Below are 23,040 nucleotides of genomic sequence, written 5' to 3' on the forward strand. Positions count from 1 at the left end.
CCGGCCTCAAGCCTTGGTGTGGCTGCCATCGCGGGTGCGGCTCTCGGTGTCACGCCGCTCGGCTATGGCGGCCTGCACTGCGCGCAGGTTGGCTTCGCTGGTGTGGACCCGGGCAATTGCCAGCAGGGCGAGCAACAGTGCAGGAATAACGCCAAGACCGAGGGCGTAGACCAGCCCCTCTCGCGTAGACTCCGGTACATCGCCGGGGCGCATGCCGGCTGACAGTCCCACCCAGTCCAGCGCCAGGCCACCGTAGAGCGGGCCGACAACCGTCGCCAGCTTGCTGACGAAATTGATGACGGCAAAATAACTGCCTTCCTGGCGCACGCCGTGGGCGAGCTCGTGCTCATCGGTGAGGTCGGCAACGATCGAGGTGCTGTTGATCAGACGCAGGAGAAACAGGTACATGAAAAGAAACATGAACAGGAAATTCAGCCAGAAACGCAGTGATGGACTGTCCGGTAGCCAGCCGAGCAGGGCCGCGGGATAGAGCCAGAGGCAATTCAGGATCAGTCCCGCCAGCGCCAGCTGTACCAGGCGGTGCTTGGGGGCAAGGCGACCCAGCGGCCCGAGGCTGAGTGTGGCCAGCGCGACCGCAAGCAGGCTGGGTAGCGAGAGAATGATGGACACCTGGAAGGCACTGAAACTCCAGAAGAAGGTCCAGACCAGCATGTTCAAGCTGGTGATGACACCGTAGGCGCCGGTGGCGGCCATGTCGTAGGCAATCAGGTAGCGAAAATTGCGGTTATCGAGGGTGCGCCAGAGGTCGCGCCCCAGCTGCAGCAGCGTTGTACGCTCCTCCAGCGCTCGCGGTGCATTGCGGGCATGCTGCCGGGTGCCGACCGTACTGAGGCTGGTGGTCAACCATACGACCAGACAACTGAGGGCGCCGTAGAGCGGGTAATTCTCCGCCTCGAAGCGACCATCCTGACCGGCGCTTTCCGGAAATATCCAGTACATCCCCGCGGCGGGCAGCAAGACCGCGAACAAGAACATGGTCGCCAGCCGGGCCCCGAGCACCTGGCTGCGCTCGTGGTAATCGGTGGTGATTTCGGCCGAGAGCGCCAGGTGCGGAATGGCAAAGGTGGTGACAAATGTGCGCACCCAGAGCGACCAGAACAGCAGCCAGCCTGCCAGCCAGGTGGTGTTGGCGGTGATCACTGCGGGCGGGCTGAACAGGCCGACAAAGCCGAGACCGAGGGGAAGCACACTCATGGCCATGAATGGGTGGCGTCGGCCCCAGCGGCTGTGCAGTCGATCGGAGAGTGAGCCGACCAGGGGATCGGATACGCCGTCCCAGATCAGGCTCAGGGCGATGATGACGCCCGTAATGGTTCCTCCCAGCCCAAGTACCTGGGTGTAAAAGAGCAGCACAAACATGGTGTAGGCTGCTTCCTTGGCGGCGGGTGCCGCGCCGCCAAGGCCATAGAGCAGCCGGTCCCCTCGCGACAGGGTAGGGCGGGGCATTCCCTTTGCAGGCGCCTTAGCGGCCGCCGCGGATCAGGCTGCGGAACAGGTCCAGCAGGGTTTCGTGCTTGTAATCGGTGAATTCGCCGGCGTCCATGAACAGGCCATGCTCTTCACAGGACTCATACCAGATGTGCTTTTGCTTGGGGTCAGAGGTTTTCTGCATGTCCTTGCCGCAGCGCGGGCAAGCGATGTCTTCCACAGTGTCCCAGCGCCGGCCGTCCCGCGGGTTACCGGAGTCCAGCACGTCGCCCATGTAGCGATCCTTCAGTTGCTCGGCCTCGCCGGTATCGAACCACAGGCCACCGCACTCGGTGCAACGGTCGATGGTGATATCACCGTAGCTGGCTTCCTGCATGCCGTGGCCACACTTGGGGCATTTCAGGCTGTGTTGCTGGGGGTCGTATTCCATTGTTATTCCCTGTGCATTGCCATTTAAGGGTTTTCGAGTTGTGTTCTTCGCACTGAGACACCGCTCAGGGCGAGTCTAGCCCAGTCCGTTATCATTGTCTTGGGGCTCCAGGACACTCAGCACTGTAGGCCCTCACAGCAAAAACTGCTAGATTCACATTTCCCTCCAACGATGTTCCCAGAGCCATGAGATTGACGATTTTCTTTCGCCTTGCCTTGTTGAGTTTTGCGTGGGTTGGCGGTGCTTCGGCAAATAGCGAGCTCTACGCTCCCTGTGCGACCTGTCACGGTGAACAGGCGCAGGGTCAGCGAGCCCTCGCTGCACCGCGCCTGAATCACCTCGATCCGGTATCACTGCTGCTGCAGCTGGAAAAGTTTCAGCGTGGCTGGCGTGGAGGTGAGGGCGCCAGCGCCGCGGCGCAACAAATGGCTGGCAGCGTTGCGTTGTTGCCACCCGAAGCTGCCTGGCCGGAATTGGTTGCCTGGATTGCCGATCAGGACAGCGATGTGTCGCCTGTTACTGTGACCGGGGATCGCGAACGGGGAGGCAAGCTTTACCGCCAATTCTGTGCGGCCTGTCACGGTCCGCGGGCCCAGGGTAACCTGGCCTTGAATGCGCCGCGTCTGGCAGGTGGTGACGACTGGTACCTGCTGGCGCAGTTGCACGCCTTTCGTGAAGGTCAGCGCGGGCGTCTGCGCGAGGACCGCGCGGGCCGGCAGATGCGTTCCATGGCCGCGGCGCTTCCCGATGACGACGCCCTCGCCGATATTGTCAGCTGGATTCGCGCACAGTCGGAATAGCATGTTGCGTCACAGCGAAACGTTAGGGTTTCGCAGCCGCAATTTTTTTCGCGTGCCGCAAACATTTCTCACAGGACTGTCGCGATAGCTGTTTTCTGTTGGTGCGTTTTTCCCTGTTTATGCACTTCAATGAGGCGAGGGGCGCAACAAAGACGGTATTTATACCGCCGCAGGGGATTAAAAACCCCGCGGCTATTTGCGTGGCCAGTGAATCTGCCTACACTATTGCAGTGGTACCCACCCATTTCAGGGAGTCGACGCCCATGTTGGAAAAGGAACTGGCGCAAGCCGCCAAAATGGCAGAGCAAGCCAACAAGAAGGTTGCTCAGCTGCAAAAGAAGCTGATTGCGGAAACCGAGAAAATTCAGAACCGCGTCAAAACCGACCTTACCAAGGCACGGAAAAAGCACAGTGATGCTAACGCACGTCTGAAGAAGGCACGCGCAGATCTGCAGAAGAAAGGCAGCAACGCCAACCACAAGCGGGTGGAGGAGCTGGTCAAGCACGTGCAGGAACTCGCGGATGCGGTCGCGAAGGTGGCCAAGTCTGCCTATTCCTCGGCCGAGAAACTGTTGCCTATTCAGGCGGATCTGGCGCTTGAAGCCAGCCGCGCCCAGGCGGCAGAGAAAGCTGCGGCAATTGCCGAACAGGCAGTCAACAAGAGTCGCCAGGTGAAGGCAGCAGCGGGCGGCAAAGCCCCGGCGCGTCGCAAGACGGCAGCAAAGAAGGCGCCTGCGAAAAAAGCCGCAGCGAAAAAGGCTGCCGGGAAGAAGTCTCCCGCACGCAAAGCACCAGCCGGTAAAGCTCCCGCGAAAAAGTCGGCAACACGCAAGGCACCAGTGAAAAAGGCACCGGCGAAGAAAGTTGCCGCTAAAAAGGCACCGGCGAAGAAAGCGCCTGCCAAACGCAAGGCCGCTGCTGGCAAGGCGCCCGCGCGGAAGACAGCCGCACGCAAGGCGCCAGCTGCCAAGCGCGCGACCACAACGGCCAAGCGTCCGGTGCGCAAGAGTGCTCCGCGCAAGGCAACGCCCAAAGCCGCAGCCCAGTCCGGCGACAGCAACAGCTGAGGGCGTGGTCCGGGCGGCCGCGGTCTTCAGGGCTCGCGGTCGTGATGCTCCGGCCTCACCGGGTGTCTTCTCCCGCACCGGCGCGTGTCGCCGGGGCGGGGCGTATTTGAATCAAGCGGCCCTGCTCGCTGTCTGTGAGTAGATACAACAGGCCATCCCTGCCGGTGCGAACGTCGCGTATACGCTCGCCGACCTCTCTGAACAGCGATTTCTCCGCGGTAATCCTGCCCTGCTGCAGCTCCAGTAACCGGACTTCCTTTGGCACCAGTGCCCCCACCAGCAGGTCACCTTGCCAGTCGGGGAAGGCGTCGCCGCGATACACGGTCATCCCCGAGGGTGCGATGCTCGGCGTCCAGGTATGCAGGGGCTCGGTCATGCCGGGCAGAGTCTGGAAGGGGGAAACGAAGGCGCCACTGTAGTCCAGGCCAAAGGTGACGGCGGGCCAGCCGTAATTGTTGCCCGCCGTCAATACATTCAGCTCGTCACCTCCCCGCGGCCCGTGTTCGTGCAGGTATACCGTACCGGTGGCGGGATCCCGCGCCAGGCCCTGTGGATTGCGATGCCCCAGCGTCCATATCCGCTCCGCACCGCTGTGGGTAAAGGGGTTGCCGGGTGAGGGTTTGCCGCCATCCGTGACACGCAGAACCTTGCCCAGTTCACTGTCCAGTGACTGGGCCTGTTCGCGCAGATCAAAACCGTCGCCAGTGCTCAGCAGCAGTGTGGCGTCTTCGAGAAACAGCAGACGACCGCCGTAGTGTTGCCGGGTGGTCTTCGGTGGACTAACCGCCAGCAGATCCTCGCCCTCGAACAGTTCGTCGCCCCGGAGGCGCGCACGGTGCAGTGTGGTGGCATTGTCGCCGGGCTTGCCTCGGGCATAGGCGAGATAGACCAGCGCGTTGTGCTCAAATTGCGGGTGCAGGGCAATGTCGAAGTAACCACCCTGCCCGCCGGTCAGGGTTTCCGGGCCACCCTGGATTGCCTGAATCGAACCGTCCGCCGCTGCGATACGCAAAAGTCGCCCGGGGCGTTCGCTGACGAGAAAGTCGCCGTCGGGTAACTGGACGACTGACCATGGGTGTTGCAGGCCATCCGCCAGTGTCACCAATTCGTAGTGCTGCCCAGAGGCGGGACGTGCGGTCAGCACCAGCGCCAGCAGAAGTAGTGACAGCGTTTTCTCGACAATGTGCATGGGCTTTTCCTTTGCCGGGTGAGCCGTCATTATAGTCAGGGTCTGCGAACGAGGTCGCTGAGTCGTGCTACGTGTGCTGAAGGCTTTTTTCCCCGCTGTTTTTGCCGCCTATGTGCTGGCATCGCTACTGGCGACACAGGTGATTCTGCACGACCTGGTGGTCATGGGGGTGGAAGTCGATCTGGAAACGCGCCTTCGCGCCAGTCTGCACGATCTCCTTGGCCTAGCGAGTACCTACCTTTTACTGGTGCTGCTGGCTTTTCTACTGGCCATGCCGGCCGCTGCTGCGCTGGTCAGGCTACACCTGATTCCCGGCTCCCGGAGCCTCTGGTTTTCACTGGCGGGCCTGGCGGCGCTGGTTTTGCTCAACGTGATCATGCGGCAGCTGCTGGGTGTCTGGCCGCTGGCCGCCGCCAGGGACTGGAGCGGGCTGCTTCTGCAGGGTTTTGCGGGCGCAGTGGGCGGGTATCTGTATGCCCGGCTCAGCCAGCGCAGGCCGCGCCAACTGTTCAGATAATGCGTGAAAAGCGCGGCGCAGCAGCCTCCTCGCGGCCCTGCTGCTGGTAGGCGTCGAATACCATGCAGATACGACGGATCAGCAGGCGCCCTGCGGGAAGCACCTGGATGCCGCGATCGTCGACACTGAGCAGCCCGTCCTTTTCCAGTGGCGCAAGCGCCTGCAGTTCTGCGCTGAAATGCCGCTGGAAGTCCACACTGTACTCCGATTCAAGGGTTGCGAAGTCCACTGCGAAGTGACAGATCAGGGCGTTGATCACCGCGCGACGCAGGTGGTCCTCGCGGCTCAGGGAGACCCACTTCGCCAGAGGCAGGGCCTTGCGTTCGAGGTCGGCGACGTAGGGGGCCAGGGACTTGTGGTTCTGGAAGTGGGAGTCGCCGATAGCATTGATGGCTGAGATACCAAAGCCCAGCAGATCGCAGTTGCCGTGAGTCGCGTAGCCCTGGAAGTTGCGGTGCAGTTCACCGGCGGCGGCAGCGCGGGCCAGAGCGTCCTCGGGCAGGGCGAAGTGATCCATGCCGATATACACGTAACCCGCATGCAGCAACTGTTCGATACTCTGCTCCAGGATGGCCAGTTTCTCCTCGGGTGCCGGCAAGGTCTCGGCATCAATCTGGCGCTGCGTCTTGAAGAGATTGGGCATGTGAGCGTAGTTGAAAACTGACAGGCGCTCCGGCCGCAGGGCAATGACGGCATCCAGTGTCTGCTGAAAGCTCCGGGCGCTCTGGTGGGGCAGGCCGTAGATCAGGTCCATGCTCAATGAGCGGAACTGTGCGCGCCTCGCGACATCGACCAGCTCCTGCACCTGCTCCAGGCTGTTGAAGCGGTTGACGGCCTGCTGTACCCGGGGATCGAAGTCCTGGATCCCCATGCTCAGGCGATTGAAACCGAGCTCGCGCAGCAGCCAGAGCCGATCGGGCGGAAGCTCGCCCGGGTGCAGTTCAATCGAATACTCCCCACACTCGTCGTCCACCAGGGTGAAGTGTCGGCGCAGGGCGGCCATGAGCTGACGCATTTCCGCGTCACTGATAAAGGTGGGAGTGCCTCCGCCCCAATGGAGCTGATGCACCGGTCTATCGGTGTCGACGAGGGCCGCCTGCAGTTCGATCTCGCGATACAGGTAGTCGAGATAGGCGCTTGCTCGCGCGCGGTTGGCGGTGACGATCTTGTTGCAGGCGCAGTAGTAGCAGATGGTACTGCAAAAGGGGATATGCACGTACAGTGACAATGGCTTGCCGCCGGCATTGCTCTGCGCCATCGCGCTACGCCAGGCCGATTCCTCCACGTCGTCGCGGAATTGTGCCGCGGTGGGGTAGGAGGTATAGCGCGGGCCGGACAGGTCGTGGCGCCGGATCAGGTCGAGGTTCCAGAGCTCACGGCTGGAGAGGGCTGGCTGGCTGAACTGGGGCAATGCCATGTGGAGCTCCCGAGGGTCGCTTGCAGGAGCCCAGTATAGTCACGGAGGCAAGCTGTCCCCTTGACCTGAGTCAAAGGGGAGTGAGAGGTCCTCGAAGATCTGCGCCCCGGGCGCAGATGGGTGCATCAGGTGGTTTGGCAGCCCGCGGCGGCGGAAAACAGTCCCCGCGCTTCCTCCAGTTTGTCGATGACCGGGTAGCGGCTGTCGATGGCCCAGCGGGTGGTGAGTGTATTGAGTGTGCCAACGACCATCGCCGCGAGGATTTCCGGGCTGAAGTTCGCGGGAATGTCGCCGCTTTCCTGGCCGATGGCAAACAGCTCGGCGAAGGCGGTCAGCGCGTGGTCGGCGATATCCCGTTGCTGTTCCGTGTCGCTGGCCAGAACGCTGGGAGCCAGCAAGATCAGTTGGCGGTCGACCTCGTCAAAGGTGGCGAAGCGCTCCTCGATATAGTCGATCATGGCCATCAGGCGGCTGTGGGTATCCGGAAAGCTGGACACCAGCTGGGCGAGCAGGGGGCTGGCCTGGCTGTACAGTCGCGAGATGCCGAGCCCGCCGAGCAGCGCATGCTTGTTGGGAAAATAGCCATAAAAGGTCCGCCGGGCGACGTCGGCTTTTTCGCAGATCTGCTCAATACTGGTGCTTTCCACGCCCTGGCGGCGAAACAGATGGTAGGCGGCTTCTTCGATGCGATGGCGCGTGGCCTGACGTCGTTTTTCCCGACGCCCCGGTTCTGTCTCGGCTACACCCATGAACTCTTCCCCTGAAGCAGTTGCGTTTGCGCGCGCATTAAACTATTTTGTTCGCAAATGTGCAAACTTGCACATTTGTTACATAACTTTAAACATCAGTCCAGTCACACAGTTATCGCAGAGAGCGCGTTATGTCTGATCATCTCATCGTGGTGTCCTCCGATTGCCACGCTGGCCTGCACATCGCCGATTACAAACCCTATGTCGAGTCCAAGTATCACGAGGTCATGGACATGGCGGTCCCGGTTCAGGTCGAGCTCACGGCCAAGGCGGAGGAAAGCTTCCTGATCAAGGAAATCAACGACGCCTGGCGCGAGCCCATCCAGAAGCAGTTGACCGGTGCCTGGGACTACCAGGAAAGGCTCAAGGTCCTGGCCGAAGACGGCATCGCGGCGGAAATCATTTTCCCCGACGGTATTACCGAAATGAACACGCCCCCCTTTGGGGCTGGCCTGGGGCTGTCCCCCCGGGACGCTGTGCCCGAGCTGCAGTGGGCCGGGGCCATGGCGCACAATCGCTGGTTGGCCGAGTTCTGCGCCAACGACCCGGCTCGGCATATCGGGGTGGCCTCGATTCCCCTGTTGTGGGATGTACAGCAGGCGATAGATGCCGTGCGCTGGTGCGTGGACAACGGGCTGCGCGCGGTGATGATCCCCACCATGTGGGGCGACCAGGCCCCCTACCACGATCGCAAGTACGATCCCTTTTGGGAGGTCTGCCAGGATTTGGGCGTGATCGTGCATTTCCACTCGGGTCCCGCGCCCCAGCCGGAATATTTCGGCAAGGAATGGCCGCGGGAGGATCGCTCCGATGAACTGCCGGGTGCCATGGGCATCTACGTCTCCGAGGTCATGTGGTGGCTCTACCGGCCCCTGACCTTCATGATCTGGGGCGGAGTCTTCGAGCGCTACCCGCGGCTGAAAGTGGTGATGACCGAGGGTGGCACTACCTTCATGCTGCCGCCGTGGCTGCGCCTGCTCGACCACAATTACTTCGACATCCAGTTCTCCGCCAAGCTGGGGGATTTCCGCAGCCACCTGTCCATGTCGCCCACCGAATACTTCCAGCGCAATATCGCCATCGGCGCTTCCTGCGTGCCGCGTCGCGATATCGATGCCCGCGAGGCCCTGGGCACCGACAAGTTGATGTGGGGCAGTGACTATCCGCATCCGGAGGGCACCTGGCCGCATACTCGGGAGTACTACCGCGAGGTTTTCGCCGGGGTTCCCGAGGAGGACGGCCGCAAGATTCTCGGCGAGAACGCGGTCGGCTGGTACGGCCTGGACCGCGCCTATCTACAGACTGTGGCCGACCGCATCGGTCCGACCACGGCGATCTTTGATGACAAGGGAGTTGCCGCATGAGTGCCATCATCGAGCCCTGTGAATCCAGGACCAATACGACGCCCGAGTTTCCCATGGGCTGGTTTTCCGTTGCCCGCAGCCACGAGCTGCAGGTGGGTGAGGCGAAGCGGGTGCAGGCTTTCGACCGCGAGCTGGCGCTGTACCGCACCCGCTCGGGCAAGCCCCAGATTCAGGATGCCTTCTGCCCTCACCTCGGTGCGCACATGGGCGTTAACGGGCGAGTGGTGGGGGAAACCCTGCGCTGCCCCTTCCACGGTTGGCGTTTCGACGCCGAGGGGGCCTGCGTGGAAATACCCTATTGCGACGAGATCCCCGAGCGGGCGCGGGTGCGGATCTGGCACTGCGAGGAAGCCAATGGCGAAGTCTATATCTGGTTCCACCCCCAGGGGCTGGCACCGAAATGGCCGCTGCCCGAGCTCAGGGAACTGGGCGACCCCCAGTGGACGCCACCGCGCTATGCCGAGTTCGAGGTGCCGGCCCACATTCAGGACATCGCGGAAAACTCCTGCGATCCGGTGCACTTCCAGTATGTGCACGGTCAGCAGGACGTGCCCCCCTCGGAAGTCACGGTAGACGAGGACGGTCGTCACCTGCACCTGCACCTGGACGCCAAGAACGCCGCGGTCCCCAACAAGCTGCATTCCCTGGTGGAAAGCCCCGGCCTCGCCACGGTGCGCACCTCCTATGGTCCGGGTGCCGAGATGGTGGTGTACAACAGCGCCCAGCCGATTGATCGCAACCGCACCCTGTTGCGCTGGACCTTGACCGTGCGCCGCGAGATCGAGGATCTGGCCGGGGACGAGGTGATGAACGGAATTATCGCCGGCATCCAGGACGACTACCCGATCTGGGCCAACAAGGTGCACAAACACAAGCCGATTTTCTGTCGCGAAGACAAGACCCTGGTGCTCTACCGCAAATGGGTGCGTCAGTTCTATGTGGATGTAAGGGAGCTCGCCTGAATGAAGGATTTCAAGGACAAGGTCGCGGTCATCACCGGCGGTGCCAGCGGCGTGGGGCGCTCCCTCGCCTTTGCTCTGGGGCGCAGGGGGGCGCGCATCGTGATCGGCGATGTCGACCGCGAGGCCATGGAGGCCGTCAGTCGTGATCTGGAGGCGGAAGGTATCGAGGCGCGGGTGGCGCACTGCGACGTGACCGCCCTCGCCAGTCTGCAGGCCCTGGCTGACACCGCGGAGGAGGCTTTCGGTGCGATCGACCTGGTGTTCGCCAACGCGGGTATCGGCGCCGGCGAGAGCGGCGCGATGTGGGATTACTCGGAGAAAGACTGGCAGTGGTGCATGAACGTGAACGTGTGGGGTGTGATCAACAGTATCCGCGCGTTCATGCCACGGCTGGTGGCACGCAATCAGCCGGCCCACTTCGTGATTACCGGCTCCGGTAACGGGGCCATGGTGATCTACCCCGACGCGCCTATTTACACCGCTACCAAGGCGGCGGTACATGCCATCACCGAGAATCTGCACTTCCAGGTGCAGGCGGCACAGAGCCCGGTGAAGGTCAGTGCTCTGTTCCCCGGCCCCCATGTGGTGGAAACCGGCCTGTTCAATTCCGGGCGCGTGCGCCCCGAAGCTCTGAAAAAGGAGATCGAGGGCAACGAGTCGGGGATTACCTCGGTGGATGACATGAAGCGCATGGCGGCGGAGTACGGCATTGAGCTGAAAACCACGCACCCGGACGAAGTGGCGGAAATGGCGGTCAAGGGTCTGGAGCAGGACGCGTTCTGGTTGCTGGCCACCACCCCTGAAACCGAGCAGAAAATCCGTGATCGTGCGGAGATGATCCTGTTGCGCAAAACGCCGGAGCCGCCGATGGTGGGTGGTTGATTCCGGCACCGGGGCACCGCCCCACGTCTGTACCCGAAGGGCACGCCCCTTCTTCTTCTAACGATAAGGACTTAGCGAGATGAGCGAGAACAGCAGTGCACCCCAGGGCAGCCCCGGGGAAATTCTCAACTGGCCGATGCTGAAGGTGGTATACCGCACCGACCCGGAAGCGATTGCCGCGATACTGCCGCCGGGTATCGAGCCGGGCGCGGACCCGCACGTCAACCTCACCTTCTATCTGGTACCCGTACCCGACGAACCGGAATACGGGATTCTGCAGACCGTCAATGCGGACTACAACGGTCTTGCCGGTGAATACGCCCTGGGCTACGGCATTGACCAGGAGTCGGCGATCTTTATCAGCCGGGACCACAATGGCCAGCCCAAGTATCCGTGTACCACCGATTACTACCGGCTTGGGCCGAGTGTGACCGCGCGCAGCCATCACCAGGGCTACACCTTTGCCGAGTTCCGCGGTACCGCCAGCGGCGAGAACGCGCCCCTTGATGAGTTCGACATGCACGAGTGGTGGGTCAAGTTCTCCCTGGCCGTCGGGGTGATGCCCGACCCCGACCAGGGCTATGATTTTCCGCCTCACGTGGTGCATGTGCGCAGCCGCTACGGCACTGCCTGGCGCGAGCGCGTCGACGGCGAACTGGTGCTGCGCGACAGTCCCTGGGACCCCCTGGCCAGCCGCCTGCCGATGCGCGAGCAGGTCTCCGCACACCTGTGGTGGCCGGTCTTCCTCGACCGGGAGATCAAGCTGGCGGGCAAGCTGGACCCCGAGGCCTTCAAGCCCTTCGCGGACACCATTTCCGGCTCGCGCTGGCCCGGGACCCGGGGCGGTCCGCGCCGCTGACAATCCCGCCGCCGGGCGCAGCGAGCCCGGCGGCGCACGTACTGCCTTGTAACTGTAGTGCGGCTGCGCCATGATCGATGTCTTTCCGGAGTTCCGCAAAGGTTCCGAGCATGCCCCTGAGTGCAGTAGAAGCGCTGCAGCTGACACTGGTGGTGGTGAGTCTGGTGTTTGCCGGAGCGTGCTATCTGGGATGGCGCCTGTTTGACCACCCGCGGCATGCGCTGATCTGGTCTCTCGCCTTTGTCCTTGCAGCGCTGCAGTACACCTTCAATCTGCTGCGGGAGTTCTCCCCGAGCTACGAGTGGTGGTGGGTCAGTGTCAACACGCTGTCCTGCCTGCTGGTGCTGACGGCGGCCGTGGGGCATCGCAACCGCCTGGGGCTGTCCTCCTCTCCCTTGGCTCTGGTGACAATAGCGGGGACGCTGTTGCTTGCCCAGGTGCTGTTTACCCTGCTCGTGCCGCGCATGGATGTGCGTGTGGCACTGGCGCCGGGCTTTGCCTGCCTGGCTTTCTGCCACGTGGCCTGGATTCTGCTCCGTCATGGCCCGGAACCGCGTCTCGCCCAGCAGGTCGCGGCCGTGGTCAACCTCCTGTTCGCGCTCGCCCAGGGGCTCGCCGCACTGATCGCGTTGCAGTTTGGTACCGAGGCGACACAGGAACAACGCGATCTGTACAACCTGGTCAATTTCGCCCTGATGCCGACTTTCTTCGTGGCAATGGGGGTGACGGTGATTTTCCTGCTCGCCACCGATCTTGCCACGCGCCTGCGCCAGCAGGCAGTGACCGACAGCCTTACCGGCATGAGCAATCGGCGAGGGTTTATGCAGCTTGCGGGGCGCCTGTTCGGGCTGGCGCGCCGCCAGGATCAGCCCCTGACTCTGGTACTGGCGGATCTGGACTTTTTCAAGCGGATAAATGACCGCTACGGTCACAGTGTCGGGGATCGCACTTTGGTACATTTTGCCCGGACCCTGGCCCGTTGCCTGCGCAGCGAGGAAGTCTCCGCCCGTATCGGCGGCGAGGAGTTCGCCGTCTTGCTGGCGGGGGAGGAGGCCGATGCCTGCACCCTGATCGACCGGCTTCGCGAGGCCATGCGTGCACATCCTCTCGAGGAGGGTGGTAGCAGGATTCTGCTGACAGCCAGCTTTGGTGTTGCCCAACGCTCGGGCGAGGAGTCGGTAGAGACCCTGCTAATGCGGGCTGACGAAGCGCTCTACCGGGCCAAGGGTGCGGGCCGCGATACGCTGGTAATCGCGCCCGGTCCGGCGCCGCCGAGGATGGTGTCGCGGGCCTGAAATGTTCATACTCTGCTGTGACCTGCCCGAAACAGGCCGCAATCATAACCATAAAACCCGCGACGGGAGCCATCAATGTCATTCCGCAAGCTCAAGCACGCCACCAACCTTTTCCTGATGAAAACCCTGGCCGGGCTGGGGCCCAGCCCGGCCTACATGGCCTATACCGGCAGCGGCAGCGCCGCCGAGCTGTGCCGCCACATTGCCCGCAGTGGCGTGCGCAAGCTCCTCGTGGTGACCGACCGACCTCTGCGCGAGCTTGGCGTCGTGGACGCCGCGACGGCCGGTTTCGCCGACAGTGCGGTGGAGCTGGCATTCTACGACGGGGTGGAGCCCAACCCCACCTATGCCCAGGTTGCCGAGGGCCGGGCAGTGATGCTGGACCAGGGCTGCGAGGCGGTTCTGGCCGTGGGCGGTGGCTCCTCGATTGATGCGGCCAAGATCATCGCGGCATCCGCCAGCAGCACCGAGGATCCCACCGGCTGGGTGGGCTTTGGCAAGGTTCGGCACGAGGTGCCGAGGATCTATGCCATCCCCACCACCTCTGGCACGGGCTCCGAGGCCACCATGGGCTCGGTCATCTCAGACAATGTTACCCATGAAAAAGGGATTATTTCCGGTGCCGGTCTGCTGCCTTCAGCAGTGGCGCTGGACTCCGACCTCCTGCTGGGCATGCCCCCGGCGATTACCGCGGCGACCGGCATGGATGCGCTCACCCATGCGATAGAGGCCTATATCTGTGTCTGGGACCGCGGTACGCGCAAGGAGCACGCCGCGATGGCGACCCGCATGATCTTCCAGAATCTGCGCGATGCCGTCGCCGACGGCAGTAACCGCGAGGCGCGTCAGTCCATGGCCCTGGCGGCCTACTATGCCGGCATTGCCATCAACCAGGTAAACGTCGGCAATGTCCACGCAATCGCCCATCAGCTGGGAGGCAAGTACGGGATCCCCCACGGTCTGGCCAATGCCCTGGTGCTGCCGCATGTGCTGGAGTATTGCCGCGACACGGCGCGCACCGCGCTGGCCGAACTGGCGGAGCTTGCAGGTATTGGCCAGCCGGGAGAGTCTGAAGACAGCCTGGCGGGCAAGTTTATCGAGGCAGTCATACAGCTGCGGTCTGATGTCGGTATTCCCGACAAGGCGGAGTCGCTGCGGGCCGAAGACTATGACTATCTCACCGATCTGGCGCTCAAGGAGTGCGAGGGCTACCCCGTGCCAAAACTGCTGGAACGGGAGCCGACCCTGGCGATACTGCGGGCCATCACCCCCTGAGGGAGGTCACGTTCCTCCGCAACCAAGGGGTGACCGGGCCAACCACCGGTGGTTGGCCAGCGCTTGCCCATCGTTCAATCCGGGCCCCAGAATACCGATGCACCAGACTCTGCGGCCCCGGCCGCGCCGCGCATGAAGGCGAATAGTTCGCGTCCGGTGCCGAACTCGCTGTCCCGTGAACTGCGTCGCGCGGCCTTGCGGGTCCGCCACTCGTCCTGGGGCACCAGTGCCTGCAGCTCCCCCTTGTGCGCGTCGAGCCGGATGATGTCGCCATTGCGAACCCGGGCCAGCGGCCCATCGGCGAGAGCCTCCGGGGTCACATGGATCGCTGCCGGCACCTTGCCCGAGGCGCCCGACATGCGACCGTCGGTTACCAGGGCTACCTGAAAACCGCGGTCCTGCAGAATGCCCAGGTAGGGCGTCAGTTTGTGCAGCTCCGGCATGCCGTTGGCCCGGGGCCCTTGGAAGCGTACGACCGCAACCAGGTCGCCCTCCAGCTCGCCGGCCTCGAAAGCAGCCTTCAGCGCTTCCTGGCTCTCGAAGACCCGGGCCGGAGCCTCCACGACGTGATGCGCCTCGGCGACGGCGGAAACCTTGATGACACTCCGTCCGAGATTGCCTTCCAGGAGGCGCAACCCGCCCTCGGGCGAGAAGGGCTCCAGGGCCGGGCGGAGAACGCTGGTATCCGCGCTCACCGCGGCGCCTTCGACGTAGACCAGTTTACCGTCCTGCAGTTTCGGCTCCCGGGTGTAGTGCGTCAGGCCCTCGCCCCAGGCGGTTTTCACGTCCTCGTGCAGCAGCCCGGCTTCCAGCAGGGTGCGGATCACATAGGCGCTGCCGCCGGCCGCGTGGAAATGGTTTACATCGGCGCTGCCGTTGGGATAGATGCGGGTAACCAGTGGCGTGATGGCAGACAGGTCAGCGTAGTCCTGCCAGTCGATCACGATGCCCGCCGCCCGGGCAATGGCCACCCAGTGCAGACAGTGATTGGTGGAGCCGCCGGTGGCCAGCAGGGTCACCAGCGCATTGACGATCGCCTTCTCGTCCACCACCTCGGCCAGCGGTGTGTATTCGCTGCCAAGGGCCGTAATCTGGCAGGCCCGCTGGGCCGCGGCGGCTGTCAGGGCATCGCGCAGGGGCGTGCCCGGATTCTCGAAGGCGGCCCCGGGAATGTGGATGCCCATGGCCTCCATCAGCATCTGGTTGCTGTTGGCGGTGCCGTAGAAAGTGCAGGTGCCGGGACTGTGATAGGCGGCCGATTCCGCCTCCAGCAGGGCATCGCGACCGACTTTGCCCTCGGCGTACTGCTGGCGGATCGCGGCTTTTTCCTTGTTGCCGAGCCCCGAGGGCATGGGGCCCGCGGGCACAAAGATCACCGGCAGGTGGCCGAAACTCAGAGCGCCTATCAGCAGGCCCGGTACGATCTTGTCACAGATCCCCAGGCACAGCGCGGCGTCAAACATGTTGTGGGACAGGGCGATCGCGGTGGCCGCGGCGATGATGTCGCGGCTGAACAGGGAGAGTTCCATGCCGGCCGTTCCCTGGGTGACGCCGTCGCACATGGCCGGCACACCGCCGGCTACCTGGGCGGTACAGCCGATGGACTGCGCGGCCTCTCTGACCACGTCGGGATAGCTTGCGAGGGGTTGATGGGCCGAGAGCATATCATTGTAGGCGGTGACGATGCCCAGGTTGGCGGCTTCCGTCAGACGCAGAACCTGTTTGTCGTCGCTGCCACAGCCGGCAAAGCCGTGGGCCAGGTTGCTGCAGGACAGGCTGCCGCGCTGGGGGCCCTGACGTCGCATGCGGTCAATACGCTCCAGGTAGGCGCGCCGTGAGTCGGTGCTGCGTTCGCGAATCCGGTCGGTAATGGCGTCGAGTCGGGTATCAGTCATGTCAGGGAGACCACCAGATGTGCAGGGGGGTATGTGTCTGCTGCAGGACCTGTGCCACCGGCAGCTTGAGTTCGGTGGCGTCGTCCAGCACTGTGCGCTTGTCGATGCCGGTCAGGTGCAGATGGATGTTGCGGCTGTCCAGTACCGCGGCGAGGGTCAGGGTAACACGCGCCTGGGGAACCGAGGCCGGGCGGGTGGCGGCCACGCGCTGCTGGCTTTCCGCGTCCAGCAGGCTGGCCAGGTTCTCTGCCCCGGGGAACCAGGACGCGGTGTGGCCGTCTGCGCCCATGCCCAGCACCACCGCGGTGAAGGGGCGCGGCAGGCCGGCCAGCATGGCCTCCAGGGCCGGCAGGGCGGATTCCGGGCTGTGCTGCGGCCGCAGCAACGGATACAGCTGTGCGGCCGCAGCTGGGCCCTGCAAGAGGCATTCGCGCAACAGGTGCTCATTGGCCTCCGGGCTGTCCGGGGCCACCCAGCGTTCATCCACCAGCGTGATATCCACGCGCTGCCAGTCCAGGTCGTGCCGTGACAGTTGCTGCAGCATGCCGCGCGGCGTGCTGCCGCCCGACAGCGCCAGCGAGACACGGGGCTGCTGTGCCAGATCCACGCGCAGGGCTGCGGCGAGAGTGCGTGCGAGGGACTGGTCGAGTTCTAGCCTGTGGCTGAAGTCGTGCTTGCGCATTGGCCCCCCTATTCGTACCAGTTGCGTCCATCCACCGCCACCAGCGCGGTGGCAGCGGAGGGGCCCATGGTGCCGGCGTTATAGGGCTTCACGGGCTGCCCGGTTTCCTCCCAGGCGGCGATGATGGAGTCCACCCAGCGCCAGGCGGTTTCCACTTCGTCGCCGCGCATGAACAGGGTCTGGTCGCCGTTGATGGCATCCAGCAGCAGGCGCTCATAGGCATCGTAGCTGTGGTCCTTCTGCCAGGCGTCCTCCGTCAAGTGCAGCTCCACCGGCTGCAGGCGCAACTTGCGGGTCAGCCCCGGCTTCTTGTTCAGCGTGTGCAGACTGATGGTTTCCTCCGGTTGCAGGCGAATGACCAGTTTGTTGCTCAGCTCGTTGGGGTCGTTGGCAAACAGCGAGAAGGGAGGGCGGCGGAATTCGATGACGATTTCCGAGTAGCGCCGGCTCATGCGCTTGCCGGTGCGCAGGTAGAACGGAACACCGGCCCAGCGCCAGTTGTCGATATGGGCGCGCAGGGCGACGAAGGTCTCGGTATTCGAGGCCTGTTCAAAGTCGGCCTCCTCGAGGAAGCCCCTGACGGCCTGACCATCCACCGCCCCGGCGTCATAGCGGCCACGCACGCTGCAGGCCTTGATGGTTGCAGCGGTAATTGGCTGCAGGCAGCGCAGCACCTTGACCTTCTCGTCGCGAATTGCCCAGGGGTCCAGGCTGCTCGGCGGCTCCATGGCGACCATCGACAGTACCTGCAGCAGGTGGTTTTGCACCATGTCGCGCAGGGCGCCGGTGTGTGCGTAGTAGTCACCGCGTCCCTCCACGCCGATGGATTCCGCGACGGTAATCTGCACGTTGTCGACGAAGCTGTTGTTCCACAGCGGCTGCAACAGGGGGTTGCCGAAGCGCACCGCCAGCAGGTTCTGCACGGTTTCCTTGCCGAGGTAGTGGTCGATGCGGAAGGTGGCTTCCTCCGGGAACACCTCGCCAACACGACGGTGGATGTCGCGACAGGAGGTCAGGTCGTGCCCCAGGGGTTTTTCCAGCACCACGCGACTCTGCGGGCTGACGCAGCGGGCCTCTTGCAGATGTGCACAGATATCGCCGTAGAGGGCGGGCAGGGTGGCCAGGTAAAACAGGCGTAGCGGGGCTGCGGCGGTATCCAGCAGCTCACGCAGGGACTGGTAGTGTGGGGCTTCGGCGGCGTCCAGGGTATGGTAGTGAAGGTGCTGGCAGAAGCTTTCCCAGACGGCGCTGTCCCAATCTTCGGTGGGGACAAAACGCCGGGTATTGGCATGCGCTTCGCTGAGAAAGGTCTCGCGATCCTTTTCCGCGCGGCCGGTTGCCACGATGCGCCGCAGGTCATCCGCGAGGCCGTGGCGATGTAGCTGGTACAGGGCCGGGAGCAGTTTTCGGGTGGAGAGGTCACCCGTGCCGCCAAAGATCACCAGGTCTACCTGCTCCGCCATATTGTGCCTCCTGCTAGTCGTAGGCGATCGAGTCCGCCTGTTGCCGGTACCAGTCTACACCCTGGGCATCGGTCTCCCGGGTCACCTGTTGTCGCTTGCGCAGACAGTTCAGGTGCGCCAGGGTCTCGCCGGTCGCCAGCATCAGGTGACCCTCGGTGATTTCCCGCTTGAACAGGGCCGGGAAGCAATCCACCACGCGCCTGGGCTCGGTGAGATAGTCGTAGAGCTGGTTCAGCTCACGCTTGTGGGTCTCGATCAGCTGGGTCAGGCGCACGTGCAGACCACGGAAAGGGGCCTCATGGGCGGGCAGTACCAGCAGATCGTCGGGGAGAATCTCGCGAATGCGGCCGCAGGACTGGATCCACTCCTGCAGGGGGTCGCTCTCGGGCTCGGTGGGAAACACGCTGACATTGGGCGTGATCCGCGGCAACACCTGGTCCCCCGAGATCAGCAGCTTCAGCGCCGGACAGTAGAGGCAGGCGTGCTCCGGAGAGTGTCCACTGCCTACAATCACCTGCCAGTAGCGGCCGCCGATGGTCAGGGTCTCGCGGTCCTTGATGCGCCGGAAACTGTCAGGCAGCCGATACACCGCGCGGCCAAAGCCACCGAACATTTCCCGGTAGGCATCCAGCTGCTCCTCGGTAAACCCCGCCGCACGGTAGTGGCGCAGGGCCACCTCGGGTGCCGGTCGCCCGGTGTCCCCGACCAGGGAACGGCACATGAGGAATTCCTCGCGGGTCATCCAGAGTGTGGCGCCGAAGCGCTCGCACAGCCAGCCCGCGAGACCGATGTGATCGGGGTGCATGTGGGTGCAGATCACCCGGGTGACCGGTTTGCCCTGCAGGAAGCCCTCGAACAGGTTTTCCCACACCTCGCGGGATTTGGGCAGGTCCAGGCAGGTATCCACCACAGTCCAGCCCTCGCCATCCTCGAGCAGCCAGATGTTGATGTGGTCCAGGGACATGGGCATGGGGAAGCGCACCCAGTAGACGCCTTCGGCGATCTTCTCGGGAACGCCGTGCTCGGGGTTGGCCTTGCGCGACCAGGGGTAGACGAGGCCGCGCCAGGTTTCGGGATTGGGTGTCAGCATGCGGGGTCCAGAACAGCTCGGAAACCCCCAATGATCGGCGCTGGCCGGGTGAATGTCCAGCGGGAGGTGGGTTGTGGCTGCTCCAGCTGTTTCAGTTGACCCCCCTCGCCTGGTCCCCCCAATAGCGGGCTTTCACCGCCTTCTTGTCCGGCTTGCCCACCGGGGTGAGGGGAATGGCGTCGACAAAATCCACGCTTTTTGGCGTCTGCACTGAACCTTTGGCTTCCTTCACGGCCTGCTGCAGTTCCGCCGCCAGGTTGTCGCTTGTCTCAATACCGGGTTTCGCCACAACCACCGCCTTGACCGCCTCACCCCAGCGCTCGTCGGGCACGCCGACCACGACCACCTGTTGCACGGCCGGGTGACGGGAGAGAACATCCTCGACTTCCCGCGGGTAGACGTTGAAGCCGCCGCTGACAATCATGTCCTTGGTGCGGTCGACAATGTACAGAAAGCCGTCTTCGTCCAGGCGGCCAACATCGCCGGTGTGCAGCCAGCCGCCGGCGAAGGTTTCGGCAGTCACCTCGGGCAGGTCCTTGTAGCCGCTCATGACCAGGGGGCCGCGCACGCAGATCTCGCCGGCCTCCCCGCGGGGCACTGGCTTGCCGTCCGCGTCCAGCAGGGCAAAATGGATCCAGGGGGTCGGGCGGCCGCAGGAGGACAGCCGCTCGGGTTTTGCCAGGTCGTGATCGCCACGGCGCAGGTTGGCAATCACCATGGGCGCCTCGGACTGGCCGTAGAACTGGTAGAACACCTGCCCCCAGCGTTCGATGCCTTCCTGCAGGCGGGATGGGCTCATCGGCGAGGCGCCGTAGAAAACGGTTTCCAGGCTGGACAGGTCGGCGCTCTGGCTGCGCGGATGGTCAAGCAGGTAGTAAAGCATGACCGGGACCAGCATGGTGGCGGTAATGCGATGCTCCTCCACCATGTCAAAAAAGTCATCCGGGCTGAAGCCCTGCATCACATAGAAAGCGCCGCCTTTCTGCAGTACCGGAATGAAAAAGGCCGCCGCCGCATGGGACAGGGGCGTGGCAATCAGCATGCGCAGCTCGTCGGGAAATTCCCACTCGGCCATCTGGATCGCGGTCATCGCCGCGGTGACCCGGTAGCTGCTCATCACGCCCTTGGGCTTGCCGGTAGTGCCGCCGGTGAAATTGATCGAGGAGATGTCCTCCGGATGGACCTCCGGCGCGACCAGTGGAACCGGCTGGAAACTGTCCGCCAGGGCCAGGTAGTCCGTGCCCTGCTCGCAGGGGCCGAAGGCCAGCAGGTGCTTGAGACCCGGTACTCTGGCCTGCAGGGCCGCAGCTACCTCAGCGAAGGGGCCGGGGTCGAAGACCAGGGCGTCGATTTCCGCGGCTTCCAGTACGTAGGCGTGATCGTCGATCGAGCCCAGGGGATGTAGCGGGGTGCCGCAGCAGCCGGCCAGCTGCATCGCGGCGATGTTGGCGAGTACCTCGGGGCGGTTGCCGGAAATCACGGCCACCCGGCTGCCCCTGCCGAGGCCCAGGGACTGCAATGCCTGCACCATCTGGCTGGTGCGCTCGCGCACATCGCGATAGCTGGCGACCTTGTCGCCCAGGAATAAACAGGGCTCGTCGTGGTAGCGATTGAGACCCTCGATCAACAGATGGGGCATCAGGGGAGGGTGATAGAGGCTCTGGTCCGTCATAGCTGTTATTCTCGCTCTTTTAATCAAGGTATTTGCGGGGGAGGCCATCCCGGCGGCAACGCCACTCAGACCCGCTTGCCGCAAGGATATCCGATGTCTGGCGCCGATACGCTGCGACTGTTGTTTCTCGCCTCCCTGTGGGGGTTGTCCTTCATTTTCATGCGGGTCGCCGCGCCGGAGTTCGGCCCGGTCCCGCTGATCTTCGTGCGCATGGGCCTGGGTACCCTGCTGTTGTTGCCCTTGCTGCTGCGGGGTGACTACCTGCGCCTGATCTGGCAGCACCGCTGGCCCCTGCTGGTCGTGGGGCTGGCGGCCAATGCCCTGCCTTTCTCACTGCTCGCCCTGGCGACGACGCGCCTGGAGGCGGGCTTCACCTCCCTGATCAATGCCAGCACGCCGCTGTTTACCGCGTTGCTTGGCGCTCTGTTGTTCGCGACACCGATCCTGCGCCAGCAGTACCTGGGCATGGCACTGGCCTTCGCCGGCGTGGCCATTCTCTCCGGCGACCGTCTGGACTTTTCCGCGGGCGGTGACGGCTGGTTTATTCTCGCCGCGCTCGGAGCGACCCTGAGCTACGGCTTCGCCGGCAACTACAGCCGCCTGCACCTGTCCCACCTGCCGGTGCGCGTGCAGGCCGCGGGCACCAGTGCCGGGGCCGCGTTCCTGCTGGTGCTGCCCGGACTCTGGTTCTGGCCCGCCGGCAGTTTGAGCCTTCTTGCCTGGGGCAGTGCCCTCGGCCTGGCTTTGCTGTGTACCGCCGCCGCACTGCTGGTGTATTTCGGGCTGCTCTCCAGCGCCGGTGCCACCGCCGCTTCCACCGTGACCTTCCTGGTGCCGGTGAGTGCCCTGCTGTGGGGCTATCTCCTGCTCGGGGAGACGGTCACCGTGCAGATGTGGCTGGGGATGGCGGCAACCCTGACCGGCACCGCCATCGCCACGGGCGCCCTGCGCCAGTGGCGGCGCTTGCTCAGGCCGGGCTGACGCAGAGGCCGCGGCGCAGGGCGTCCAGCATGTCCGCCGCCTCGCGCTGGCTCACCGCCGCAGTGGTCACCATGCTGGAACCGTGGAAGGTGCCGGGATAGCAGTGGATCTCGGTGGACACGCCGGCGTCCAGCAGGCGCTGGGCGTAGGCCAGGCCCTCGTCCCGCAGGGGGTCGAACTCCATGACGGTCACGCAGGCCGGGGGCAAGCCCTCCAGGTTCTTCGCGCGCGCCGGGGCCGCCAGTTCGGGCACGTTATCCGCGCCGCGCTGGTATTGCTCGCCGAGGTAGAAGTCCCAGCTGCGCTGCGCGTTCTCGGTGTACCAGATGGGCGCGTCGACAAAATCCTGCATGCTCTTGGTCTGCAGGCGATCGTCGGTGACCGGAATGCCCAGGAATTGATAGCAGATGCGCGGGCCGCCCAGGTCGCGGGCCTTGATCGCGCAGACGGCGGAGAGGCAGCCACCGGCACTCTGGCCCATGACTCCGAGGCGGTTGCCGTCGATACCCAGGGTTTCCCGCTGGGCGTGGGTCCAGCAGAGGGCCGCGTAGCAGTCATCCACCGCCGCCGGGTAGGCGTGCTCGGGAGGCATGCGGTAGTCTACCGACACCACCACGATGCCCAGGGTGCGACACAGGTTCACGCACATGGCGTATTCGCTTTCCAGGTTGCCGAAAACGAAGCCGCCGCCGTGGAAGTGCATCAGGCCGGGAACGCTGCCGCTGGCATTTTCCGGCTGGTAGATGCGCACCGGGACCTGTATGTCGGTGCTGGCGCCGGGGATGTTGCGGTCCGAGATGATCACGCCGCTGGTGTCAATCGTCGGGTTGATCTGGGCAGCCATGCCATCCATCGCTGCCCGAGCCGTCTGGTAGTCCTTGAGGTCAAGGGGGGGCAGCATGTCCAGGATGGGGCGGAGCTCAGGGTCAATGTTGTAGCGCATGCGCAGTGTCCTCGGGCGATCTTGGTATTGGGTCGCCCAGCATAACGGCTGCGGCGTGA

General features: G+C 63.9%; 21 protein-coding genes. 10 read left to right on the forward strand and 11 right to left on the reverse strand.

Annotation, left to right across the window (positions count from 1 at the left end):
* Positions 1-6: 6 nt before the first annotated feature.
* Positions 7-1,467 carry an MFS transporter gene (locus ACYVGS_RS05890; protein ID WP_460587735.1) on the reverse strand — a complete coding sequence of 487 codons (1,461 nt, stop codon included), beginning with the start codon at positions 1,465-1,467 and terminating at the stop codon, positions 7-9.
* Between the two features lie 16 nt (positions 1,468-1,483).
* Positions 1,484-1,879, reverse strand: a complete 396-nt coding sequence (locus ACYVGS_RS05895; RefSeq protein WP_460587736.1) for a TFIIB-type zinc ribbon-containing protein — start codon at positions 1,877-1,879, stop codon at positions 1,484-1,486.
* A gap of 185 nt (positions 1,880-2,064) precedes the next feature.
* On the opposite strand from ACYVGS_RS05895, the gene ACYVGS_RS05900 reads away from it, so the two are divergent.
* Together ACYVGS_RS05900 and ACYVGS_RS05905 are read left to right on the forward strand one after the other, a co-directional pair.
* The gene (locus ACYVGS_RS05900) at positions 2,065-2,679 is read left to right on the forward strand and encodes a c-type cytochrome (protein ID WP_460587737.1); all 615 of its coding nucleotides are present in this window, start codon (positions 2,065-2,067) and stop codon (positions 2,677-2,679) included.
* Positions 2,680-2,942: 263 nt separating this feature from the next.
* A complete protein-coding gene (locus tag ACYVGS_RS05905; protein WP_460587738.1) occupies positions 2,943-3,746 on the forward strand; it encodes a hypothetical protein in 804 nt (267 codons plus the stop codon).
* Between the two features lie 55 nt (positions 3,747-3,801).
* Here ACYVGS_RS05905 and ACYVGS_RS05910 read toward each other — a convergent pair whose 3' ends face one another.
* On the reverse strand, positions 3,802-4,935 hold the full coding sequence (locus ACYVGS_RS05910; RefSeq protein ID WP_460587739.1) for a PQQ-dependent sugar dehydrogenase: 1,134 nt from the start codon (positions 4,933-4,935) through the stop codon (positions 3,802-3,804).
* Between the two features lie 64 nt (positions 4,936-4,999).
* On the opposite strand from ACYVGS_RS05910, the gene ACYVGS_RS05915 reads away from it, so the two are divergent.
* Positions 5,000-5,452 (forward strand): hypothetical protein, encoded by a 453-nt coding sequence (locus tag ACYVGS_RS05915; RefSeq protein WP_460587740.1) that lies wholly within the window; start codon positions 5,000-5,002, stop codon positions 5,450-5,452.
* Here the strand turns inward: ACYVGS_RS05915 and hemN are convergent.
* Positions 5,445-6,869 (reverse strand): oxygen-independent coproporphyrinogen III oxidase, encoded by a 1,425-nt coding sequence (gene hemN / locus ACYVGS_RS05920; RefSeq protein ID WP_460587741.1) that lies wholly within the window; start codon positions 6,867-6,869, stop codon positions 5,445-5,447. The genes ACYVGS_RS05915 and hemN overlap by 8 nt on opposite strands.
* 125 nt (positions 6,870-6,994) lie before the next feature.
* Positions 6,995-7,618: a TetR/AcrR family transcriptional regulator gene (locus ACYVGS_RS05925; RefSeq protein ID WP_460587742.1), complete on the reverse strand. Its 624-nt coding sequence runs from the start codon at positions 7,616-7,618 to the stop codon at positions 6,995-6,997.
* A gap of 131 nt (positions 7,619-7,749) precedes the next feature.
* Here ACYVGS_RS05925 and ACYVGS_RS05930 point away from each other — a divergent pair, with 131 nt between their 5' ends.
* From ACYVGS_RS05930 to ACYVGS_RS05955, 6 genes are all read left to right on the forward strand, one after another.
* Entirely contained in the window at positions 7,750-8,982 is a 1,233-nt protein-coding gene (locus ACYVGS_RS05930) for an amidohydrolase family protein (protein ID WP_460587743.1), read from the forward strand.
* Positions 8,979-9,944 carry a Rieske 2Fe-2S domain-containing protein gene (locus ACYVGS_RS05935; protein ID WP_460587744.1) on the forward strand — a complete coding sequence of 322 codons (966 nt, stop codon included), beginning with the start codon at positions 8,979-8,981 and terminating at the stop codon, positions 9,942-9,944. The genes ACYVGS_RS05930 and ACYVGS_RS05935 overlap by 4 nt, the downstream gene beginning before the upstream one ends.
* Positions 9,945-10,826: an SDR family oxidoreductase gene (locus tag ACYVGS_RS05940; protein ID WP_460587745.1), complete on the forward strand. Its 882-nt coding sequence runs from the start codon at positions 9,945-9,947 to the stop codon at positions 10,824-10,826.
* Between the two features lie 79 nt (positions 10,827-10,905).
* On the forward strand, positions 10,906-11,685 hold the full coding sequence (locus ACYVGS_RS05945) for an acetoacetate decarboxylase family protein (protein ID WP_460587746.1): 780 nt from the start codon (positions 10,906-10,908) through the stop codon (positions 11,683-11,685).
* Between the two features lie 110 nt (positions 11,686-11,795).
* The gene (locus tag ACYVGS_RS05950) at positions 11,796-12,980 is read left to right on the forward strand and encodes a GGDEF domain-containing protein (RefSeq protein ID WP_460587747.1); all 1,185 of its coding nucleotides are present in this window, start codon (positions 11,796-11,798) and stop codon (positions 12,978-12,980) included.
* A gap of 75 nt (positions 12,981-13,055) precedes the next feature.
* A complete protein-coding gene (locus ACYVGS_RS05955; protein WP_460587748.1) occupies positions 13,056-14,255 on the forward strand; it encodes an iron-containing alcohol dehydrogenase in 1,200 nt (399 codons plus the stop codon).
* A 74-nt stretch (positions 14,256-14,329) separates the two neighbouring features.
* On the opposite strand, the gene edd is transcribed toward ACYVGS_RS05955, so the two are convergent.
* The 5 genes from edd to ACYVGS_RS05980 form a co-directional block, all read right to left on the reverse strand.
* The gene (gene edd, locus ACYVGS_RS05960; RefSeq protein ID WP_460587749.1) at positions 14,330-16,150 is read right to left on the reverse strand and encodes an IlvD/Edd family dehydratase; all 1,821 of its coding nucleotides are present in this window, start codon (positions 16,148-16,150) and stop codon (positions 14,330-14,332) included.
* A 1-nt stretch (position 16,151) separates the two neighbouring features.
* Complete coding sequence (pgl, locus tag ACYVGS_RS05965; RefSeq protein WP_460587750.1) at positions 16,152-16,832, reverse strand: 6-phosphogluconolactonase; 681 nt, start codon at positions 16,830-16,832, stop codon at positions 16,152-16,154.
* Positions 16,833-16,840: 8 nt separating this feature from the next.
* Positions 16,841-18,295, reverse strand: coding sequence for a glucose-6-phosphate dehydrogenase (gene zwf, locus ACYVGS_RS05970; protein WP_460587751.1), 1,455 nt, complete (start codon positions 18,293-18,295; stop codon positions 16,841-16,843).
* A 13-nt stretch (positions 18,296-18,308) separates the two neighbouring features.
* Entirely contained in the window at positions 18,309-19,385 is a 1,077-nt protein-coding gene (locus ACYVGS_RS05975) for an MBL fold metallo-hydrolase (RefSeq protein ID WP_460587752.1), read from the reverse strand.
* Between the two features lie 91 nt (positions 19,386-19,476).
* A complete protein-coding gene (locus ACYVGS_RS05980) occupies positions 19,477-21,057 on the reverse strand; it encodes an AMP-binding protein (RefSeq protein ID WP_460587753.1) in 1,581 nt (526 codons plus the stop codon).
* A 93-nt stretch (positions 21,058-21,150) separates the two neighbouring features.
* Between ACYVGS_RS05980 and ACYVGS_RS05985 the strand changes: the two genes are divergently transcribed.
* On the forward strand, positions 21,151-22,038 hold the full coding sequence (locus ACYVGS_RS05985) for a DMT family transporter (protein ID WP_460587754.1): 888 nt from the start codon (positions 21,151-21,153) through the stop codon (positions 22,036-22,038).
* Here ACYVGS_RS05985 and ACYVGS_RS05990 read toward each other — a convergent pair.
* A complete protein-coding gene (locus ACYVGS_RS05990; RefSeq protein ID WP_460587755.1) occupies positions 22,025-22,981 on the reverse strand; it encodes an alpha/beta hydrolase in 957 nt (318 codons plus the stop codon). The genes ACYVGS_RS05985 and ACYVGS_RS05990 overlap by 14 nt on opposite strands.
* Positions 22,982-23,040: the final 59 nt, after the last annotated feature.

Source organism: Haliea atlantica (assembly GCF_054779855.1).

What these genes read in the sequence shown, in the direction of transcription:
- ACYVGS_RS05890 (WP_460587735.1), bottom strand. Translation starts at nt 1,467, where the DNA reads ATGCCCCGCCCTACCCTGTCGCGAGGGGACCGGCTGCTCTATGGCCTT.
- ACYVGS_RS05895 (WP_460587736.1), bottom strand. Translation starts at nt 1,879, where the DNA reads ATGGAATACGACCCCCAGCAACACAGCCTGAAATGCCCCAAGTGTGGC.
- ACYVGS_RS05900 (WP_460587737.1), top strand. Translation starts at nt 2,065, where the DNA reads ATGAGATTGACGATTTTCTTTCGCCTTGCCTTGTTGAGTTTTGCGTGG.
- ACYVGS_RS05905 (WP_460587738.1), top strand. Translation starts at nt 2,943, where the DNA reads ATGTTGGAAAAGGAACTGGCGCAAGCCGCCAAAATGGCAGAGCAAGCC.
- ACYVGS_RS05910 (WP_460587739.1), bottom strand. Translation starts at nt 4,935, where the DNA reads ATGCACATTGTCGAGAAAACGCTGTCACTACTTCTGCTGGCGCTGGTG.
- hemN (WP_460587741.1), bottom strand. Translation starts at nt 6,869, where the DNA reads ATGGCATTGCCCCAGTTCAGCCAGCCAGCCCTCTCCAGCCGTGAGCTC.
- ACYVGS_RS05925 (WP_460587742.1), bottom strand. Translation starts at nt 7,618, where the DNA reads ATGGGTGTAGCCGAGACAGAACCGGGGCGTCGGGAAAAACGACGTCAG.
- ACYVGS_RS05930 (WP_460587743.1), top strand. Translation starts at nt 7,750, where the DNA reads ATGTCTGATCATCTCATCGTGGTGTCCTCCGATTGCCACGCTGGCCTG.
- ACYVGS_RS05935 (WP_460587744.1), top strand. Translation starts at nt 8,979, where the DNA reads ATGAGTGCCATCATCGAGCCCTGTGAATCCAGGACCAATACGACGCCC.
- ACYVGS_RS05940 (WP_460587745.1), top strand. Translation starts at nt 9,945, where the DNA reads ATGAAGGATTTCAAGGACAAGGTCGCGGTCATCACCGGCGGTGCCAGC.
- ACYVGS_RS05945 (WP_460587746.1), top strand. Translation starts at nt 10,906, where the DNA reads ATGAGCGAGAACAGCAGTGCACCCCAGGGCAGCCCCGGGGAAATTCTC.
- ACYVGS_RS05950 (WP_460587747.1), top strand. Translation starts at nt 11,796, where the DNA reads ATGCCCCTGAGTGCAGTAGAAGCGCTGCAGCTGACACTGGTGGTGGTG.
- ACYVGS_RS05955 (WP_460587748.1), top strand. Translation starts at nt 13,056, where the DNA reads ATGTCATTCCGCAAGCTCAAGCACGCCACCAACCTTTTCCTGATGAAA.
- edd (WP_460587749.1), bottom strand. Translation starts at nt 16,150, where the DNA reads ATGACTGATACCCGACTCGACGCCATTACCGACCGGATTCGCGAACGC.
- pgl (WP_460587750.1), bottom strand. Translation starts at nt 16,832, where the DNA reads ATGCGCAAGCACGACTTCAGCCACAGGCTAGAACTCGACCAGTCCCTC.
- zwf (WP_460587751.1), bottom strand. Translation starts at nt 18,295, where the DNA reads ATGGCGGAGCAGGTAGACCTGGTGATCTTTGGCGGCACGGGTGACCTC.
- ACYVGS_RS05975 (WP_460587752.1), bottom strand. Translation starts at nt 19,385, where the DNA reads ATGCTGACACCCAATCCCGAAACCTGGCGCGGCCTCGTCTACCCCTGG.
- ACYVGS_RS05980 (WP_460587753.1), bottom strand. Translation starts at nt 21,057, where the DNA reads ATGACGGACCAGAGCCTCTATCACCCTCCCCTGATGCCCCATCTGTTG.
- ACYVGS_RS05985 (WP_460587754.1), top strand. Translation starts at nt 21,151, where the DNA reads ATGTCTGGCGCCGATACGCTGCGACTGTTGTTTCTCGCCTCCCTGTGG.
- ACYVGS_RS05990 (WP_460587755.1), bottom strand. Translation starts at nt 22,981, where the DNA reads ATGCGCTACAACATTGACCCTGAGCTCCGCCCCATCCTGGACATGCTG.